1 protein-coding gene is annotated in these 19,825 nt (G+C 75.6%); it reads left to right on the forward strand.

Annotated features, from left to right (window positions below):
- The first annotated feature begins 60 nt into the window (after nucleotides 1–60).
- Entirely contained in the window at nucleotides 61–19,740 is a 19,680-nt protein-coding gene (locus OG618_RS27615) for a type I polyketide synthase (protein WP_329490242.1), read from the forward strand.
- Nucleotides 19,741–19,825 lie beyond the last annotated feature (85 nt).

Here is a 19,825-nt window from a genome sequence, read left to right on the forward strand (position 1 = left end):
TGGTTGTCCGTGTGCGCGGATGGCAGGCATGCGTTTCACAGACTGGAATGGTGAGATCCGATGGCGAACGAAGAGACTCTCCGCGACTACCTCAAATGGGTGACGACCGATCTCTACAACACGCGTCAGCGACTGCGTGAGGTGGAGGAACGCAGCCACGAACCGATAGCGATCGTCGGAATCGGCTGCCGGTACCCCGGTGGAATCCAGGCTCCGGAGGACTTCTGGAATCTGCTCTCCACCGGCCGGGACGGGGTCGCCGGAATTCCGACCGACCGCGGCTGGAACATCGAGGAGCTCTACGCGGAGGACCCGGACGGCATATCGCAGGTGCGCGAGGCCGGGTTCATCGCGGACGCCAGCGGATTCGACGCGGGGTTCTTCGGTGTCAGCCCGCGGGAAGCGGTGGCGATGGACCCGCAGCAGCGCGTGCTGCTGGAGGTCTGCTGGGAGGCGCTGGAGCGGGCGGGCATCGACCCGACCTCGCTGCGCGGCTCGCTGACCGGTGTGTTCGCCGGCGCCGCGCTGTCCGGCTACGGCTTCGGCACGGACGAGGACCTGGACGTCCACCTGATGACCGGGACGTCGACCAGCGTCATCTCCGGCCGGGTGTCGTACTCGCTGGGCCTGGAGGGCCCGGCGGTGACGGTGGACACCGCCTGCTCGTCGTCCCTGGTGGCGCTGCACCTGGCCGCCCAGGCAGTGCGCTCGGGCGAGTGCACGCTGGCCCTGGCCGGCGGCGTCACGGTGACCGCCATCCCGATCATGTTCACCCAGTTCTCCAAGCAGCTCGGGCTGGCCCACGACGGACGCTGCAAGGCGTTCTCGGCGGAGGCCGACGGCATGGGCATCGCCGAGGGCGCGGGCATGGTCGTCCTGGAGAAGCTGTCCGACGCCCGGCGCAACGGGCACCCGGTGCTCGCGGTGATCCGCGGCTCGGCGATCAACCAGGACGGCGCCTCCAACGGCCTGGCCGCGCCGAACGGCCCCTCGCAGCAGCGGGTGATCCGCGCGGCGCTGGCCAACTCCCGGCTGTCGGCCGCCGACGTGGACGTGGTCGAGGCGCACGGCACGGGCACCACGCTGGGCGACCCGATCGAGGCCCAGGCGGTGATCGCCACCTACGGCCAGGGCCGCCCGGAGGACCGTCCGGTCTTCCTTGGCTCGGTGAAGTCCAACATCGGGCACACCCAGGCCGCGGCCGGCGTCGCGGGCGTCATCAAGATGGTGCTGGCGCTGCAGAACCAGCGGATGCCGCAGACCCTGCACGCGCAGGAGCCGTCGCCGCACATCGACTGGTCGGCGGGTGACGTCCGGCTGCTGAACGAGGCCGAGTCCTGGCCCGCCGGCGAGCGGGTGCGCCGCGGTGGCGTCTCCTCGTTCGGCGTCAGTGGCACCAACGCGCACGTCATCATCGAGGAGGCCCCGGCCGAGGAGGCCGAGCCGGCGGAGGCCGTCGACGCCGGCGCGCCGGCCGAGCCCGGCGCCCCGGAGGGCGGGGCGCCGGTCGTCGCGGAGGTCGTGGCACCGCTGGTGTCGGGCGCCGAGGCGTGGCTGGTGTCGGGCCGCTCGGCGGACGGGCTGGTCGCCCAGGCGGACCGGCTGCGCGACTGGATCGCCGCGCGACCGGCCCTGGAGCCGGCCGCGGTGGCGCGGTCACTGGTGACCACGCGCGCGGCCTTCGAGCACCGGGCCGTGGTGCTGGGCACCGACCGGGCCGGACTCATGGGCGGCCTGGGCCAGTTGGCCGGCGGTCAGCAGACCGCCTCGGTCGTCGCGGGGGTGGCGCACGCGAGCGCGCGGGCGGTCTTCGTCTTCCCGGGCCAGGGCTCGCAGTGGCTCGGCATGGCCACCGAACTGGCGGCCGGCAGCCCGGTGTTCGCCGCGCGGCTGGCCGAGTGCGCGGCGGCGCTGGCGCCGTACGTGGACTGGTCGCTCGCCGACGTGCTGGCCGGCGCCGAGGGCGCGCCCGCGCTGGAGGCGGCCGATGTCGTGCAGCCCGTGCTGTGGGCGGTCATGGTCTCGCTGGCGGCGGTCTGGGAGGCCGCCGGCGTGACCCCCGAAGCGGTGGTGGGCCACTCGCAGGGCGAGATCGCCGCGGCCACCGTCGCGGGCATGCTGAGCCTGGAGGACGCGGCCAAGGTCGTCGCGCTGCGGTCCCGGGCGCTGCGGGCGATCACCGGCATCGGCGGGATGCTGTCGGTGACCGAGCCGGCCGCCCGGGTGGAGGAGCGGCTCGGACGCTGGGCGGGCCGGCTCTCGCTGGCCTGCGTCAACGGCCCCTCGGCGGTGGTGGTCTCCGGCGAGGCGGCCGCCCTGCGGGAGCTCCAGGAGGAGCTGAAGGCCGACGGCGTGCGCGAGCGGATGGTCGCGGTCGACTACGCCTCGCACTGCGCGCAGGTGGAGCGGCTGGAGGAGGAGATCACCTCCCTGCTGGCCGGGGTGACGCCGCGCGCCGGGCGGATCCCGATGATCTCGGCGGTCACCGGCGAGATGCTGACCGGCGAGGAGCTGGGCGCCGGGTACTGGTACGCGAGCCTGCGGGCCACCGTCCGGTTCGAGCGGGCGGTGCGGACCCTGGCCGGCCTCGGCCACCAGGTGTTCATCGAGGTCTCCCCGCACCCGGTGCTGATCGCGCCGATCACCGACACCCTGGAGGAGGCCGCCGTCGACGCCGGCCCGGCCGTCCAGGCCGGGCGGGTCTGCGGCACCCTGCGCCGGGACGACGGCGGGGCGCTGCGCCTGCTCACCTCGCTCGCCGAGGCCTTCGTGGCCGGGGTGCCCGTTGACTGGGCGCGGGTGCTGCCCGCCGCCGACCAGGTGGAACTGCCCACCTACGCCTTCCGTCACGAGCGGTACTGGCCGAAGGGCATGCTCGCGCTGCCCGGCGCGGCCAGGGCCGGGAGCGGCGACCCGGCCTCGCTGGGCCTGGGCACCGTCACCCACCCGCTGCTGCGCGCCGTGGTCGAACTCGCCGGCGACGCCGAACTGGTGTGCACCGGACGGCTGTCGCTGCGCACGCACGCCTGGCTCGCCGACCACGCGGTCGGCGGCGTGGTGCTGCTGCCCGGCACCGGCTTCGTCGAGATGGTGGTGAGCGCCGGCCACCAGGTGGGCTGCTCGCTGCTGGAGGAGCTGACCCTGCAGTCGCCGCTGGTGCTGCCCGCGGACGGCGCCGGTGTCCAGGTCCAGGTGGTGGTGACCGCGGCCGACGCCGAGGGCCGGCGCCAGGTGGACGTGTTCTCCCGCCCCGACCGCCCCGAGGAGGAGCAGGTCTGGGTGAAGCACGCCGCCGCGGTGATCGCTCCCGCCCCGGCCGCCGCCGAACCGGAGGAGGACCTCACGGTCTGGCCGCCGCGCGGGGCCGAGGCGCTCGACATCAGCGACCTGTACACCGTGCACCTGGCCGACATCTACGGACCGGCGTTCCAGGGCCTGCAGGCCGTCTGGCGCCGCGGCGAGGACATCTTCGCCGAGGTGGCCCTGCCGGAGGAGGCCGGGGACCCGGCCTCCTACGGGCTGCACCCGGTCCTGCTGGACGCGGCGCTGCTCGCGGGCGTGGTCGCCGAGGCGGCCGAGGCGCAGGAGTCCGGCGACGCCCAGCAGGGCCAGATCCGGATGCCGTTCGCCTGGACGGGCGTCGCGCTGCACGCCGCCGGGGCGCCGGTCCTGCGGGCCCGGCTTCGCCGGGACGCCCAGGGCAGCCTGACGCTGACCGCGGCCGACGCCACGGGCCGGCCGGTGGTGACGGTGGACTCGCTGATCACCCGCCCGGTCTCGCCGGAGCAGCTGCAGAGCGCCGACGACTGGATCCGCGACGCGCTGTTCACCGTGGAGTGGGCGCCGCTGCCGCAGGGCGCGGTGCAGGAGGGGCCGTGGGCGCTGGTCGGCGCCGACCGCTTCGCCGTGGCCGAGCAGCTGGCCGCCGCCGGGATCCCGGTGCACGGCTACCCCGGCATCGCCGAACTGGCCGCCGCCACCGCCGAGGGGGAGGTCTCGCCCCGCGTGGTGATCGCCTGCGTGAGCGGCGAGGGCGTCGACGGGACGGCCGTGGCCGCCCGTCAGGTCGCCGGCGAGGCCCTGGAGCTGGCGCAGGACTGGCTGGCCGCGGCCGAGCTGGAGCCCGCGCAGCTGGTGGTCGTCACCCGTGGCGGCGTGGCCGTGCAGGCCGGCGACGCGGTGGCGGACCCGGCCGTGGGCGCGGTCTGGGGCCTGCTGCGCTCGGCCCAGCTGGAGAACCCCGGCCGGTTCGTCCTGGCCGACCTCCCCGCGGACGGCGGTGACGGCGAGGTGGCCGCGCTGCCGGCCGTGCTGGGCAGCGGAGAGCCCGAGGTGGCCGTCCGCGAGCGGAAGGGCTACGGCCGGCGCCTGACCCGCCCGGCGGGCGACCTGGTGGTCCCCGACCGGACGGCGGCGGAGCGGCCGGCCGACCAGGACCCGCGGACGGTGCTCGTCACCGGTGGCACCGGAACGCTCGGCGGTGTGGTCGCCAAGCACATGGTGGCCACCGGACGGGCCGGCGGGGCCGTGCTGCTCAGCCGCTCCGGCCCGGGCGCCGCCGGGGTGGCCGCGCTGGCCGCCGAGGTGGCCGAGCTGGGCGGGTGGGTCCGGGTGGTCGCGTGCGACGTGGCCGACCGGGACGCGCTGGCCGGAGTGCTGGACTCGCTGCCGGCCGACTGCCCGCTGGGCTCCGTGTTCCACGCCGCGGGCATCATCGACGACGGCATGGTCGACTCGCTGAGCGCCGAGCGCGTGTCGGCGGTCATGCGTCCCAAGGTGGACGCGGCCTGGCACCTGCACGAGCTGACCCAGGGCCTGGACCTCGACCACTTCGTGCTGTTCTCCTCGGTCGCGGCCGCGTTCGGTGGTGCGGGACAGGCCAACTACGCGGCGGCCAACGCCTTCCTGGACGCGCTGGCGGGCGCCCGGCGGGCCGCCGGACTGGCGGGCACCGCGCTCGCCTGGGGCCCGTGGATGCCCGAGGCCGGTATCGGCCGCGGCCTGGACGAGGTGATGCTCCGCCGGATGACCGGTTCGGGCCTCGCCGCGCTGAACGAGCAGGAGGGTCTGGTCCTGCTGGACCTCGCCCTGGAGCGGGCCGAGTCCATCCTGGTCCCGGCCCGGCTGGACAAGGCCGGCCTGCGGGCGCAGGCGGCCGCCACCGGCATCCCGCCGCTCTGGCAGGTGCTCGCGGACGACTTCATCCCGCGCCGGGCGGCCGTCACCTCGGCCGCCGGGGCGACCGGCGCCGGCGCCGCGGACGTGCTGCGCCAGCAGCTGGCCGGGCTGCCGGGCACCGAACGCGACCGGGTGCTGCTGGACCTGGTGCGCACCCACGCCGCGGCGGTGCTCGGACACGCCTCGGGCGACGCGATCGAGGCCGGCCGTCCGTTCACCGACCTGGGCTTCGACTCGCTGATCGCGGTCGAGTTCCGCAACCGGATGAACCCGGCGACCGGGCTGCGGCTGCCCGCCACCCTGGTCTTCGACTACCCCAACCCGGTCGCACTCGCCGCGCTGCTGCGCGAACAACTCGCCGGCGACCTGTCCGACGTCGTGGACCTCGGCGGTCCCGCGGCGACGGCGGCGCTCGCCATGGACGAGCCGGTCGCGATCGTCGGCATGGCCTGCCGCTTCCCGGGCGGCGCGACCAGCCCGGAGGAGCTGTGGCAGATGCTGGCCACCGGCACGGACGGGCTGTCGACCTTCCCGACCGACCGCGGCTGGGACCTCGACTCCCTCTACAACCCGGACGTGGACAACGTCGGGACCTCGTACACGCAGGTCGGCGGGTTCGTCCAGGAGGCCAGCGGCTTCGACGCCGGCTTCTTCGGGATCAGCCCCCGCGAGGCGCTGGCGATGGACCCGCAGCAGCGGCTGCTGCTGGAGACCTCCTGGGAGGCGCTGGAGCGGTCCGGCATCGACCCCGCGACGCTGCGCGGCAGCCAGACCGGCGCGTTCGTCGGCGGTTACGGCTCCTCGTACCTGGCCGTCACGATGGCCGACGAGGAGGAGGTGGAGAGCCTCGGGGCGCACCTGATGACCGGGAACGCGGCCAGCGTGCTGTCCGGCCGGGTCTCCTACGTGCTGGGCCTGGAGGGCCCGGCGGTGACCATCGACACGGCCTGCTCGTCCTCGCTGGTGGCCCTGCACCTGGCGGCCCAGGCGCTGCGCCAGGGCGAGTGCACGCTGGCGCTGGCCGGCGGCGTCACGATCATGGCGAGCCCGGACGGCTTCCGCGCGTTCTCGCACGCCCGCGGTCTCGCGGAGGACGGGCGCTCCAAGGCGTTCTCGGACGCGGCCGACGGCATGGGCATGGCCGAGGGCGCGGGCATGCTCGTGGTCGAGCGGCTCTCCGACGCCCGGCGCAACGGGCACCCGGTGCTCGCGGTGCTGCGCGGCTCGGCGATCAACCAGGACGGCGCGTCCAACGGTCTGACCGCGCCGAACGGCCCCTCGCAGCAGCGGGTGATCCGCGCCGCGCTGGCCAACTCCCGGCTCTCCACGGCCGATGTGGACGTGGTGGAGGCGCACGGCACGGGCACCACGCTGGGCGACCCGATCGAGGCGCAGGCGCTGCTGGCCACCTACGGCCAGGAGCGCGGCGACCGCGGGTCGCTCTGGCTGGGCTCGGTGAAGTCGAACCTCGGACACACCCAGGCGGCCGCCGGTGTCGCCGGGGTGATGAAGATGGTGCTGGCGCTCCAGCACGAGCAGCTGCCGCGGACGCTCTACGCGGACGTGCCCTCCTCGCACGTGGACTGGGAGGCCGGTGACATCAGGCTGCTGAACGAGCCGGTGCCGTGGCCGACCGGGGAGCGGGTGCGCCGGGCCGGTGTGTCGGCCTTCGGCATCAGCGGCACCAATGTGCACGTCATCGTGGAGGAGGCCCCGGCCGAGGAGCCCGAAGCGGTGGAGACCGTGGACGGGCCGGCCGAGGACGTCCGGTCCGCCGCGGTGGTGGAGCTGGACGGGCCGGCCGCGTGGCTGGTCTCTGGCCGGACGGCCGAGGGGCTGACCGCCCAGGCGGGCCGGCTGCGGGAGTGGGTCGCGGCGCGGCCGGACCAGGTGTCGGCCGAGGTGGCCTGGTCGCTGGCGACGACGCGGTCGGTCTTCGAGCACCGGTCGGTGGTGGTCGGTACTGACCGCGCGGAGCTGGTCGCGGGCCTGCAGAGCCTGGCCGCCGGTGCGCCGTCGGGTGCGGTGGTGTCGGGTGTGGCCCGCCCGGGTGCGCGGGTGGTCTTCGCGTTCGCCGGTCAGGGCTCGCAGTGGGTCGGCATGGGGCGTGAACTCGCCTCGTGCAGCCCGGTGTTCGCGGCGCGCCTCGCGGAGTGCGAGGCGGCGCTGGCGCCGTACGTCGAGTGGTCGCTGAGCGACGTCCTGGCGGGTGCCGAGGGTGCCCCCGCACTGGAGGCGGCGGATGTCGTCCAGCCCGCCCTGTGGGCGGTGATGGTGTCGCTGGCGGCGCTCTGGGAAGCCGCGGGCGTCACGCCGGACGCCGTGGTCGGTCACTCGCAGGGTGAGATAGCGGCGGCGACGGTGGCCGGGATGCTGTCGCTGGAGGACGGTGCCCGGGTGGTGGCGCTGCGTTCCCGGTCGCTGAAGGTGCTGGCCGGGCTCGGCGGGATGCTGTCGGTGAGCCGGAGTGCCGCGGTGGTCGAGGAGCGGATCGCCCGCTTCGGTGAGCGGCTGTCGCTGGCGGCGGTCAACGGCCCTTCGGCGGTGGTGGTTTCGGGTGAGCCCGAGGCCCTGGAGGAGCTGAAGGCCGAGTTCGAGGCCGAGGGCGTGCGCGCCCGGATGGTCGCGGTGGACTACGCCTCGCACTCGGCCCAGGTCGACCGCCTCGAAGCGGAGATCACCGAGGTCCTGGCCGGTATCACGCCGCGCCGGGGCCGGATCCCGATGGTCTCGGCGATGACCGGCGAGACGCTCACCGGTGAGGAGCTGGACCCCGCCTACTGGTACGGCAGCCTGCGCGCGACGGTCCACTTCGACCGCGCGGTGCGCACCCTGGCCGGTCAGGGCTACCAGGTCTTCGTCGAGTCCACTCCGCACCCGGTGCTGCTCGGTGCGATGAACGACACCCTGGAGGAGGTCGCCCAGGCGGCCGGGCCGGGCGCCGTGACGGCTGCCGTCTGCGGCACGCTGCGCCGCGACGACGGCGGCGCCCAGCGCCTGCTGGTCTCGCTCGCCGAGGCCTTCGTCCAGGGCGCGACCGTCAACTGGCGCGAGGTGCTGACCGAGGCCGAGCCGGTCGAGCTGCCCACCTATGCCTTCCGCCACCAGCGGTACTGGCCGCAGGGCGCCCTGGCGCTGGCGGCGGCCGGACCGGTCCTCGGTGGGGACGGGGCGAGCACGGCGGCGGAGGCCCAGTTCTGGGCGGCCGTCGAGGGCGGGGACCTCACGCAGCTGGCCGACACGCTGGCCTTCGACGGCGGTCGTCCGTTCAACGAGGTGCTGCCGGCCCTGGCGTCCTGGCGGCGCCGGGAGCAGGACCGGTCGGTGACGGCCGGCTGGCGCTACCGGGTGAACTGGGCGGCGATCGCCGAGCCCGATGCCCGGGTGCTGTCCGGCACGTGGGTGCTGGCGGTGCCGGCCGGTGCGGGCGAGCAGGCGTGCGCTGCCGCGCTGGCGGCGCGTGGCGCGGAGGTGGTCGTGGTCGAGGTCCCGGCGGGTGCCGTGGACCGGGCCGAGGTGGCCGCGCTGCTGGCCGGCGCGGTCGAGCCGTCGGCGGTGGCGGGTGTGCTGTCGCTGCTGGCGCTGGACGAGGCGCCGGTCGCGGAGTTCCCGGTGGTGGCCGGTGGTCTGGCCGGGACGCTGGCGCTCGTCCAGGCGCTGGGCGACGCCGGGATCGGCGCGCCGCTCTGGCTGGCGACGCGCGGCGCCGTGGCGGCCGGTCCGGGTGAGGCACTGGCCAGTCCGGTGCAGGCGCAGGTCTGGGGGCTGGGCCGGGTCATCGGTCTGGAACACCCGGAGCGCTGGGGCGGGTTGGTCGACCTGCCCGAGGTGCTGGACGAGCGTGCGGGTGTGCGGCTGGTCGCGGTGCTGGCCGGCTGCGGCGAGGAGCAGATCGCGATCCGGACGGCCGGGATCCTCGGCCGCCGGCTGTCGCGGGTCCCGCAGCGCGGCTCCGAGCGGAGCTGGGCGCCGCGCGGCAGCGTACTGATCACCGGCGGCACCGGCGCCATCGCCGGGCACGTGTCGCGGTGGCTGGCCGGCCTCGGTGCCGGGCGGCTGGTGCTGACCGGTCGCTCCGGTCCGACGGCCGCCGGGGTCGCGGCGACGGTCGCGGACCTCGCCGCCCGGGGCATGGACGTCGACGTGGTGTCCTGCGACGTGGCCGACCGCTCGGCGCTGGCCGGGCTGGTCGACTGGATCGGCGGGACCGGACCGGCGCTGTCCTCGGTGTTCCACACGGCCGCCGTCCTGGACGACGGCGTGGTCGACCGGCTGTCGGTGGAGCGGCTGGAGACGGTGCTGGCCGCCAAGGCGGCGAGCGCGGTCCACCTGGACGAGCTCACCGCCGGCCTGGACCTGGACGCCTTCGTGCTGTTCTCCTCGGCCGCGTCCACGCTGGGCGGGCCCGGGCAGGGCAACTACGCGGCGGCGAACGCCTTCCTCGACGCCCTGGCGGAGAACCGCCGCAGCCGCGGCCTGGCCGGTCTCGCGGTGGCCTGGGGCCTGTGGGGCGGCGGCGGACTCGCGGATTCCAACGAGGCGATCCGGTCGCGGATGCGCCGGATCCCGATGCCGCCGATGGACCCGCAGCTGGCCGTCCGGGCGCTGGCCGAGTCGCTGGACGGCCCGGAGGCCGTCGTCACGGTGATGGACGTCGACTGGCGGCAGCTCGGCACCGCGCCGGGCACGGCCGACGTGCTGGACATGCCGCTGGTGCGTGACATGCCCGAGATCCGCCGGCTGGCCGCCGACCGGGCGGGCGCCGCGGACACCACCCGCAACGACGGCGAACTGGCCCATCGGCTCGCCGGGTTGGGCCGGGCCGAGCAGGACCGGGTGCTCACCGACATGGTCCGGGCACAGGCCGCCGCCGTGCTGGGCCACTCCTCGGCGGAGATGGTGCAGGCCAGGCAGGCGTTCAAGGACCTGGGCTTCGACTCGCTGACCGCGGTCGAGCTGCGCAACCAGCTGAACGCGGCGACCAGGCTGCGGCTGCCCGCCACGCTGGTGTTCGACTACCCCACCCCGGTCGCCATGGCGGAGTTCCTGCGCGGCGAGCTGGTCGGGGAGCAGACGGGCGGGACTCCCGCCCCGGTGGCCGCCGTGGTGGCCCCGGTAGTGGACGAGCCGCTGGCGATCGTCGGGATGGCCTGCCGCTTCCCCGGCGGTGCGGGCACTCCGGAGGAGTTCTGGCAACTGCTGGCCTCGGGCGGCGACGCGGTGGGCGGCTTCCCGACCGACCGCGGCTGGGACCTCGACGGCTTCTTCGACCCGGACGGGGGGACGGCGGGGACGTCGTCCACCCAGTCGGGCGCGTTCCTGCGCGGCGCCGCGGAGTTCGACGCGGGCTTCTTCGGGATCTCGCCGCGCGAGGCGCTGGCGATGGACCCGCAGCAGCGACTGATGCTGGAGACCTCGTGGGAGGCGCTGGAGCGGGCGGGCATCGACCCGGCCTCGCTGCGGGGATCGTCGACCGGTGTGTTCGCCGGCGGCTTCGGGTCCGGCTACGCCATCGGCATGGCGTTGACGGGCCAGGACTCCTCGGGCGTCGAGGGCCACCTGATGACCGGCAACTCGACGAGCGTGCTGTCCGGCCGGGTCTCCTACGTGCTGGGCCTGGAGGGCCCGGCGGTGACCGTGGACACCGCGTGCTCGTCCTCGCTGGTGGCGCTGCACCTGGCGGCCCAGGCGGTGCGCTCGGGCGAGTGCTCGCTCGCGCTGGCCGGCGGTGTCACCGTGATGGCGACGCCGTTCTCCTTCGTCGAGTTCTCGCGCCAGCAGGGTCTGGCGACGGACGGCCGGTGCCGGGCGTTCTCCGAGGACGCCAACGGGACGGGCTGGGCCGAGGGCGCCGGCGTGCTGGTGGTGGAGCGGCTGTCGGACGCGCAGCGCAAGGGCCACAAGGTGCTCGCGGTGATCCGCGGTTCGGCGATCAACCAGGACGGCGCCTCCAACGGCCTGTCCGCGCCGAACGGCCCGTCGCAGCAGCGGGTGATCCGGGCGGCGCTGGCCAGTGGCCGGCTGACCGCCGCCGACGTCGACGTGGTCGAGGCGCACGGCACCGGTACGACGCTGGGCGACCCGATCGAGGCGCAGGCGCTGCTGGCCACCTACGGCCAGGAGCGGGCCGGCGGGCAGCCGCTGTGGCTGGGGTCGGTGAAGTCCAACATCGGGCACACCCAGGCGGCCGCCGGTGTGGCGGGCGTGATCAAGATGGTGCTGGCGCTGCAGAACGAGCGGCTGCCGCGGACGCTGCACGCCGAGGTGCCGTCCTCGCACGTGGACTGGACGGCCGGTGACGTCAGGCTGCTGACCGAGTCGGTGCCGTGGCCGTCCGACGGGCGTCCGCGCCGAGCGGGTGTGTCGGCGTTCGGGATCAGCGGGACCAACGCGCACGTCATCGTCGAGGAGGCGCCGCCTGCCGTCGAGGCTTCCGCGACGGTGTCGGCTCCGGTGGTGTCGGGTGCCGGCGCGTGGATCGTCTCGGGCCGGTCGGCCGAGGGGCTGACGGCCCAGGCGGGCCGCCTGCGCGAATGGATGTCGGTGCGCTCCGACCTGGCGCCGGTGGATGTCGCGTGGTCGCTGGCGGCGACCCGGTCGGCGTTCGAGCACCGGGCCGTGGTGCTCGGGGTCGGGCGCGACGAGCTGATGGCGGGGCTGGGGAGCCTGGCCACCGGGGCCTCTTCGGGTTCGGTGGTGTCGGGTGTGGCGCGGGCGGATGCCCGGGTGGGTCTGGTCTTCGCCGGTCAGGGCTCGCAGTGGGTCGGGATGGGCCGGGGCCTCTACGAGGGCAGCGCGGTCTTCGCCGAGGTCTTCGACCGGGTGTCCGGGCTGCTGGAGCTGGAGTTGGGCGTCTCGGTCCGGGACGTCGTGCTCGGCGCCGAGGGCGTCGACGAGGCGCTGGCGAACCAGACGCTGTACGCGCAGGCCGGGCTGTTCGCCTTCGAGGTCGCTGTCGCGGCGGTGCTGGAGGCCGCGGGCGTGACGCCGGACGCGGTGGTGGGTCATTCGGTGGGCGAGGTCGCGGCCGCGTATGTGGCCGGGGTGCTGTCGCTGTCCGAGGCCTCGCGGCTGGTGGCGGCGCGGGCGCGGTTGATGCAGGCGCTGCCGGCGGGCGGGGCGATGGCGGCGGTCAACGTCCCGGAGGCCGAGGTGCTGGCCGAGCTGGTGCCCGGTGTGGTGATCGCGGCGGTCAACGGCCCGGAGTCCGTGGTGGTTTCGGGTGAGGTCGAGGCCGTCGATCAGGTGGTGGAGCTGTGGCGGGAGCGGGGCCGCCGGGTGCGGCGGCTGCGGGTCTCGCACGCCTTCCACTCCCCGGCGATGGACCCGGTGATCGACGAACTCACCGCCGTCTCGGCCGGGTTGGAGTACCACCGCCCGAACATGATGTGGGCGGGCGCGCTCACCGGTGAACTGGTCACCGAGCCCGAGGCGGGCTACTGGCCGGCGCAGACCCGCCAGGCGGTGCGCTTCGCCGACGCGGTCGCCGCGCTGGCCCGCGAGGGCGTCTCGGTGTTCATCGAGGTCGGCCCCGACGGATCGCTCTCCTCGCTGGGCCCCGACGCCGTGGCCGGTATCGGGAGCGAGGAACCCGTCTTCGTCCCGCTCCAGCGGCGCGACGAGCAGGGGGTGACCGGCCTGCTGGGCGGTCTCGCCCAGGCCTTCGTCAACGGCGCCGGGGTGGAGTGGAGTTCGGTGCTGCCGACCGGTACGCCGGTCGAGCTTCCCACCTACGCGTTCCGGCACCAGCGGTTCTGGCCGGAGGGCATCCTGGCCCTGCCGGTCGCCGGTGGGGACGGCACCAGCACCGAGGCGGAGGCCCGGTTCTGGGCGGCCGTCGAGGGCGGGGACCTCACGCAGCTGGCCGACACGCTGGCCTTCGACGGCGGGCGTCCGTTCAACGAGGTGCTGCCGGCCCTGGCGTCCTGGCGGCGCCGGGAGCAGGACCGCTCGCTGACCGCCAACTGGCGTTACCGGACCGCCTGGTCGGCCGTCGCCGAGCCCGACTCCGGCGTGCTGTCGGGGACGTGGCTGGCGGTGGTGCCGGCCGGAGCGACCGAGCAGGCATGCGCGGCCGCGCTGGCGGCGCGTGGCGCGGAGGTGGTCGTGGTCGAGGTCCCGGCGGGTGCCGTGGACCGGGCCGAGGTGGCCGGGCTGCTGGGCGCGGCGGTCGAGCCGTCGGCGGTGGCGGGTGTGCTGTCGCTGCTGGCGCTCGACGAGACGCCGGTGCCGGGCCACCCCGCGGTGACCGGCGGCATGGCCGCCACCCTGGCACTCGTCCAGGCGCTGGGCGACGCCGGGATCGGCGCGCCGCTCTGGCTGGCGACGCGCGGCGCCGTGGCGGCCGGTCCGGGTGAGGCGCTGGCCAACCCGCTCCAGGCGCTCGTCTGGGGGCTGGGCCGGGTCGTCGGCCTGGAACAGCCGGACCGCTGGGGCGGGTTGGTCGACCTGCCGGAGGTGCTGGACGACCGGGCCGGTGCCCGACTGGTCGCCGTGCTCGCCGGCTGCGGCGAGAACGAGATCGCGATCCGGACGGCCGGGATCCTCGGCCGCCGGCTCACCCGGGCCGCCCAGCTCCGCGGCAAGGACCGCTGGGCACCGCGCGGCAGCGTGCTGATCACCGGCGGCACCGGCGCCATCGCCGGGCACGTCGCCCGGTGGCTGGCCGGTCGCGACGCGCCCCGCCAGGTGCTGACCAGCCGTTCCGGCCCCGCCGCGAGGGGGGCGGCGGCGCTCGCCGCCGAGCTCGCGACGGCCGGCTCCGCGGTCGACGTCGTCGCCTGCGACGTGACCGACCGCTCGGCGCTGGCCGGGCTGGTGAGCTGGATCGGCGGGACCGGTCCGGCGCTGTCCTCGGTGCTGCACACCGCGGCGGTGCTGGACGACGGTGTCGTGGACCGGCTCTCGGTCGAGCGACTGGAGACGGTGCTGGCCGCGAAGGCGTTGAGCGCGGCCCACCTGGACGAGCTCACCGCGGACCTGGACCTGGACGCCTTCGTACTCTTCTCCTCGGTGTCCTCGACGATCGGCGCCGCCGGTCAGGGCAACTACGCGGCGGCGAACGCCTACCTGGACGCCCTGGCGGAGAACCGCCGGGGCCGGGGGCTGGCCGCGCTCACCGTCGCCTGGGGTGCCTGGGCCGGCGGTGGCATGGCGGAGTCCAGCAGCGTGGTGCAGGCCCGGGTCAAGCGCGGCCCGATGCCGGCGATGGACCCGCAGCTCGCCGCCCGCGCCCTGGGCGAGGCCCTGGAGGGCCCGGACGCCCTGGTGACGGTGATGGACGTGGACTGGGCGCTGCTGGCGTCCGGGCCGGGCGCGGCGGACCTGCCGAAGCGCCCGCTCGTCCGGGACCTGCCGGAGATCCGGCAGCTGGCCTCGGCCGGCGGGAGCGCGGCGGCCGTGGTCCACGCCGAGGGAGAGCTGGCCCACCGGCTGGCCGGGCTCGCCCGGGCCGAGCAGGAGCGGGTGCTCACCGAGGTGGTGCGGGCCGAGGTCGCGGTCGTGCTGGGGCACGCCTCGGTCGACGCGGTCGAGGACCGGCGCGCCTTCAAGGACCTGGGCTTCGACTCGCTGACCGCGGTCGAGCTGCGCAACCGCCTGGGCGTGGCGACCGGCATCCGGCTGCCCGCCACGCTGGTGTTCGACTACCCGACCCCGGTGGTCCTCGCCGAGTTCCTGCGCGGCGAGCTGACCGGGAGGGTGGCGGACGCCGCCGCTCCGGTGTCCACCGCCGTGGCGGTCGCGGCGGCGGACGAGCCGCTGGCGATCGTCGGGATGGCCTGCCGCTTCCCGGGGGGTGCGGGCAGCCCGGAGGAGTTCTGGCGGCTGCTCGCCTCGGGCGGCGACGCGGTGGGCGCCTTCCCGACCGACCGCGGCTGGGACCTGGAGGGCTTCTACGACCCGGAGCGCGGCAACGCGGGGACGTCCTACACCCGGTCGGGTGCCTTCCTGCGGGACGCGGCCGAGTTCGACGCGGGCTTCTTCGGGATCTCGCCGCGCGAGGCGCTGGCGATGGACCCGCAGCAGCGGCAGCTCCTGGAGACCTCGTGGGAGGCGCTGGAGCGGGCGGGCATCGATCCGGCCTCGCTGCGGGGATCGTCGACCGGTGTGTTCGCCGGCGGCTTCGCCTCGGGCTACGGCTTCGGGGTGACGCTGGCGAGCCAGGGCGACTCCGGCTCCGAGGGCCACGTGATGACCGGGAACGCGACGAGTGTGCTGTCCGGCCGGGTCTCCTACGTGCTGGGTCTGGAGGGCCCGGCGGTGACGGTGGACACGGCGTGCTCCTCGTCGCTGGTGGCGCTGCACCTGGCCGCGCAGGCGGTGCGCTCGGGCGAGTGCTCGCTCGCGCTGGCCGGCGGTGTCACCGTGATGGCGACGCCGGGGACGTTCATCGACTTCTCGCGGCAGCAGGGTCTGGCGGCGGACGGCCGCTGCCGGGCCTTCTCCGAGGACGCCGACGGGACCGGCTGGGCCGAGGGCGCGGGCATGCTCGTGGTCGAGCGCCTGTCGGACGCGCGCCGCAACGGGCACAAGGTGCTCGCGGTGCTGCGCGGCTCCGCCGTCAACCAGGACGGCGCGTCCAACGGTCTGACGGCGCCCAACGGTCCGTCGCAGCAGCGGGTGATCCGGGCGGCGCTGGCCAGTGGCCGGCTGACCGCCGCCGACGTCGACGTGGTCGAGGCGCACGGGACGGGGACCACGCTGGGTGACCCGATCGAGGCGCAGGCGCTCCTGGCCACCTACGGCCAGGAGCGGCCGGAGGGGCGGCCGTTGCTGCTCGGCTCGGTGAAGTCCAACATCGGGCACACCCAGGCGGCCGCCGGTGTGGCGGGCGTGATCAAGATGATCCTCGCCCTCCAGCACGAGGAGCTGCCGCGGACGCTGCACGCCGAGGTGCCGTCCTCGCACGTGGACTGGTCGGCGGGTGAGGTCAGCCTGCTGACGGAGCCGGTGCCGTGGCCGTCGGACGGGCGTCCGCGTCGTGCGGGTGTGTCGGCCTTCGGGATGAGCGGTACCAACGCGCACGTCATCGTCGAGGAGGCGCCGCCTTCCGTCGAGGCTACCGAGACGGTGTCGGCACCGGTCCTCTCGGACGCCGGTGCGTGGCTGGTGTCGGGCCGGACGGCCGAGGGGCTGACGGCCCAGGCGGGTCGGCTGCGCGAGTGGATGGTGGCGCGGCCGTCGGTGGATCCGGCGGATGTCGCGTGGTCGCTGGCGGCGACGCGGTCGGCGTTCGAGCATCGGGCCGTGGTGCTCGGAGCCGAGCGCGGCGAGCTGATGGCGGGGCTGGGGAGCCTGGCCGCCGGGGCCTCGTCGGCCTCGGTGGTGTCGGGTGTGGCACGGCCGGGTGCCCGGGTGGGTCTGGTCTTCGCGGGTCAGGGTTCGCAGTGGGTCGGGATGGGCCGGGGGCTCTACGAGGGCAGCGCCGTGTTCGCCGAGGTCTTCGACCGGGTGTCCGGGCTGCTGGAGTTGGAGTTGGGCGTCTCGGTCCGGGACGTGGTCCTGGGCGCAGAGGGCGTCGACGAGGCGCTGGCGCAGCAGACGCTGTACGCGCAGGCCGGTCTGTTCGCCTTCGAGGTCGCTGTCGCGGCGGTGCTGGAGGCCGCGGGTGTGACGCCGGACGCGGTGGTGGGTCATTCGGTGGGCGAGGTCGCGGCCGCGTATGTGGCCGGGGTGCTGTCGCTGTCCGAGGCCTCGCGGCTGGTGGCGGCGCGGGCGCGGTTGATGCAGGCGCTGCCGGCGGGCGGGGCGATGGCTGCGGTCAACGTCCCGGAGGCCGAGGTGCTGGCCGAGCTGGTGCCCGGTGTGGTGATCGCGGCGGTCAACGGCCCGGATTCCGTGGTGGTTTCGGGTGAGGCCGACGCGGTGGACCACGTGGTGGAGCTGTGGCGGGAGCGGGGCCGCCGGGTGCGGCGGCTGCGGGTCTCGCACGCCTTCCACTCCCCGGCGATGGACCCGGTGATCGACGAACTCACCGCTGTGACAGCCGGGTTGGAGTACCACCGGCCGAACCTGACGTGGGCGGGCGCGCTCACCGGTGAACTGGTCACCGAGCCCGAGGCGGGCTACTGGCCGGCCCAGACGCGGGGAGCGGTGCGCTTCGCCGATGCGGTGGCGACGCTGGCCCGCCAGGGTGTCTCGGTGTTCGTCGAGGTCGGCCCGGACGGGTCGCTCTCCTCGCTGGGCCCGGACGCGGTGGCAGGCGTCGACGGTGACGAGGCCGTGTTCATCCCGCTCCAGCGGCGCGACGAGCAGGGGGTGACCGGCCTGCTGGGCGGTCTCGCCCAGGCCTACGTCAACGGCGCTGCGGTGGACTGGAGTTCGGTGCTGCCGGCCGGTACGCCGGTCGAGCTGCCCACCTACGCGTTCCGGCACCAGCGGTTCTGGCCGGAGGGCGTCCTCTCGCTGCCGACGGCCGCGCCGGCGGTCGGCGGGGACGGTACGAGCACCGAGGCGGAGGCCCGGTTCTGGGCGGCCGTCGAGGACGGCGACCTGGCGAGCATCGCCGACACGCTGGCCATCGAGGACCAGCACCGGCTCGGCGAGGTGCTGCCGGCGCTGGCGTCCTGGCGGCGCCGGGAGCAGGACCGGTCGATGACCGCGAACTGGCGCTACCGGGGTGGCTGGGCGGCGATCGCCGAGCCCGACGCCCGGGTGCTGTCCGGCACCTGGCTGGTGGTCGTGCCGGCCGGAGCGGCCGAGCAGGCGTGCGCTGCCGCGCTCGCCGACCGTGGTGCCGAGGTCGTCACGGTCGAGGTCCCGGCGGGTGCCGTGGACCGGGCCGAGGTGGCCGGGCTGCTGGGCGCGGCGGTCGAGCCGTCGGCGGTGGCGGGCGTGCTGTCGCTGCTGGCGCTCGACGAGACGCCGGTGCCGGGCCACCCCGCGGTGACCGGCGGTCTGGCCGCCACCCTGGCGCTGGTCCAGGCCCTGGGCGACGCCCGGATCGGCGCGCCGCTCTGGCTGGCGACGCGCGGCGCCGTGGCGGCCGGTCCGGGTGAGGCGCTGGCCCACCCGGTGCAGGCGCAGGCCTGGGGGCTGGGCCGGGTCGTCGGCCTGGAACAGCCGGACCGCTGGGGCGGGTTGGTCGACCTGCCGGAGACCGTCGACGAGCGGGCGGGTGCGCGACTGGTCGCGGTGCTCGCCGGCTGCGGCGAGAACCAGGTCGCGATCCGGACGGCCGGGATCCTCGGCCGCCGGCTCACCCGGGCCGCCCAGCCCCGCGGCACCGCCCGGTGGACACCGCGCGGAAGCGTGCTGATCACCGGCGGCACCGGCGCCATCGCCGGGCACGTGTCGCGGTGGCTGGCCGGCCGCGAGGCGGAGCGGCTGGTGCTGACCGGTCGTTCCGGTCCGGCGGCCGCCGGGGTCGCCGCGACGGTCGCGGACCTCGCCGCCCGGGGCATGGACGTCGACGTGGTGTCCTGCGACGTGACCGACCGCTCGGCGCTGGCCGGGCTGGTGGAGTGGACGGGGAAGACCGGTCCGGCGCTGTCCTCGGTGCTGCACACGGCCGCCGTCCTGGACGACGGTGTCGTGGACCGGCTGTCGGTGGAGCGGCTGGAGACGGTGCTGGCCGCGAAGGCGGCGAGCGCGGTCCACCTGGACGAGCTCACGGCCGATCTCGACCTGGACGCCTTCGTGCTGTTCTCCTCGGCCGCGTCCACGCTGGGCGCCGCCGGGCAGGGCAACTACGCGGCGGCGAACGCCTTCCTGGACGCCCTGGCGGAGAACCGCCGCAGCCGCGGCCTGGCCGCGCTCACCGTCGCCTGGGGTGCCTGGGCCGGCGGCGGAATGGCCGGGTCCAGCAAGGTGGTCCGGGCGAGGGTCGAGCGGGCCCCGATGCCGGCGATGGACCCGCAGCTCGCGGTGCGCGCGCTGGGCGAGTCGCTGGACGGCCCGGACGCCGTGGTCACGGTGATGGACGTCAACTGGGCCGAGCTGGTGGCCTCGCCGGGCCCGGTGGACCCGCGGGAGATGCCGCTGGTGCGGGACCTGCCCGAGATCCGCCGGCTGGCCGCGGCGGGTGCGAGCGGCGGCGCGGTCCGCGAGGAGGGCGGACTGGCCCGGCAGCTGGCCGGGCTCGGCCGGGCCGAGCAGGAGCGGGTGCTCACCGAGGTGGTGCGGGCCGAGGTGGCCGTCGTGCTGGGGCACGCATCGGCCGACGCGGTCGAGGACCGGCGCGCGTTCAAGGACCTCGGCTTCGACTCGCTGACCTCGGTCGAACTGCGCAACCGGCTGAACGGTGTGACGGGGCTCCGGCTGCCCGCCACGCTGGTGTTCGACTACCCCACCCCGAACGCCCTTGCCGCGTGGCTGCGAACCGAGGTTGTCTCGGACGAAGCGGTGTCGGTGCCGGTCCTCGCGGAGCTCGACCGGCTCGAAGCCGCCCTCCGCACCGGGTCGATGGCGGACCAGGTGCGGGAGGAGGCCACCGACCGGCTGCGCCGGCTGCTGGACGCCATCGGTGACCAGGCAGCCGACAAGAGCAAGGAACGGCGCGAAGCGGAACTCCGGGAAGCGACCGACGACGAGCTGTTCGCTCTCGTCGACGAACTGGAGTGACGCCTGCCAGGCCCTGACGGGCTCCGTTCGAACCCGGGCTGCCCCGCACACGCCGTGCGGGGCAGCCCGCCCCTGACTCTGCCGA

Source organism: Kitasatospora sp. NBC_01246, from assembly GCF_036226505.1.
Taxonomy (GTDB): domain Bacteria; phylum Actinomycetota; class Actinomycetes; order Streptomycetales; family Streptomycetaceae; genus Kitasatospora.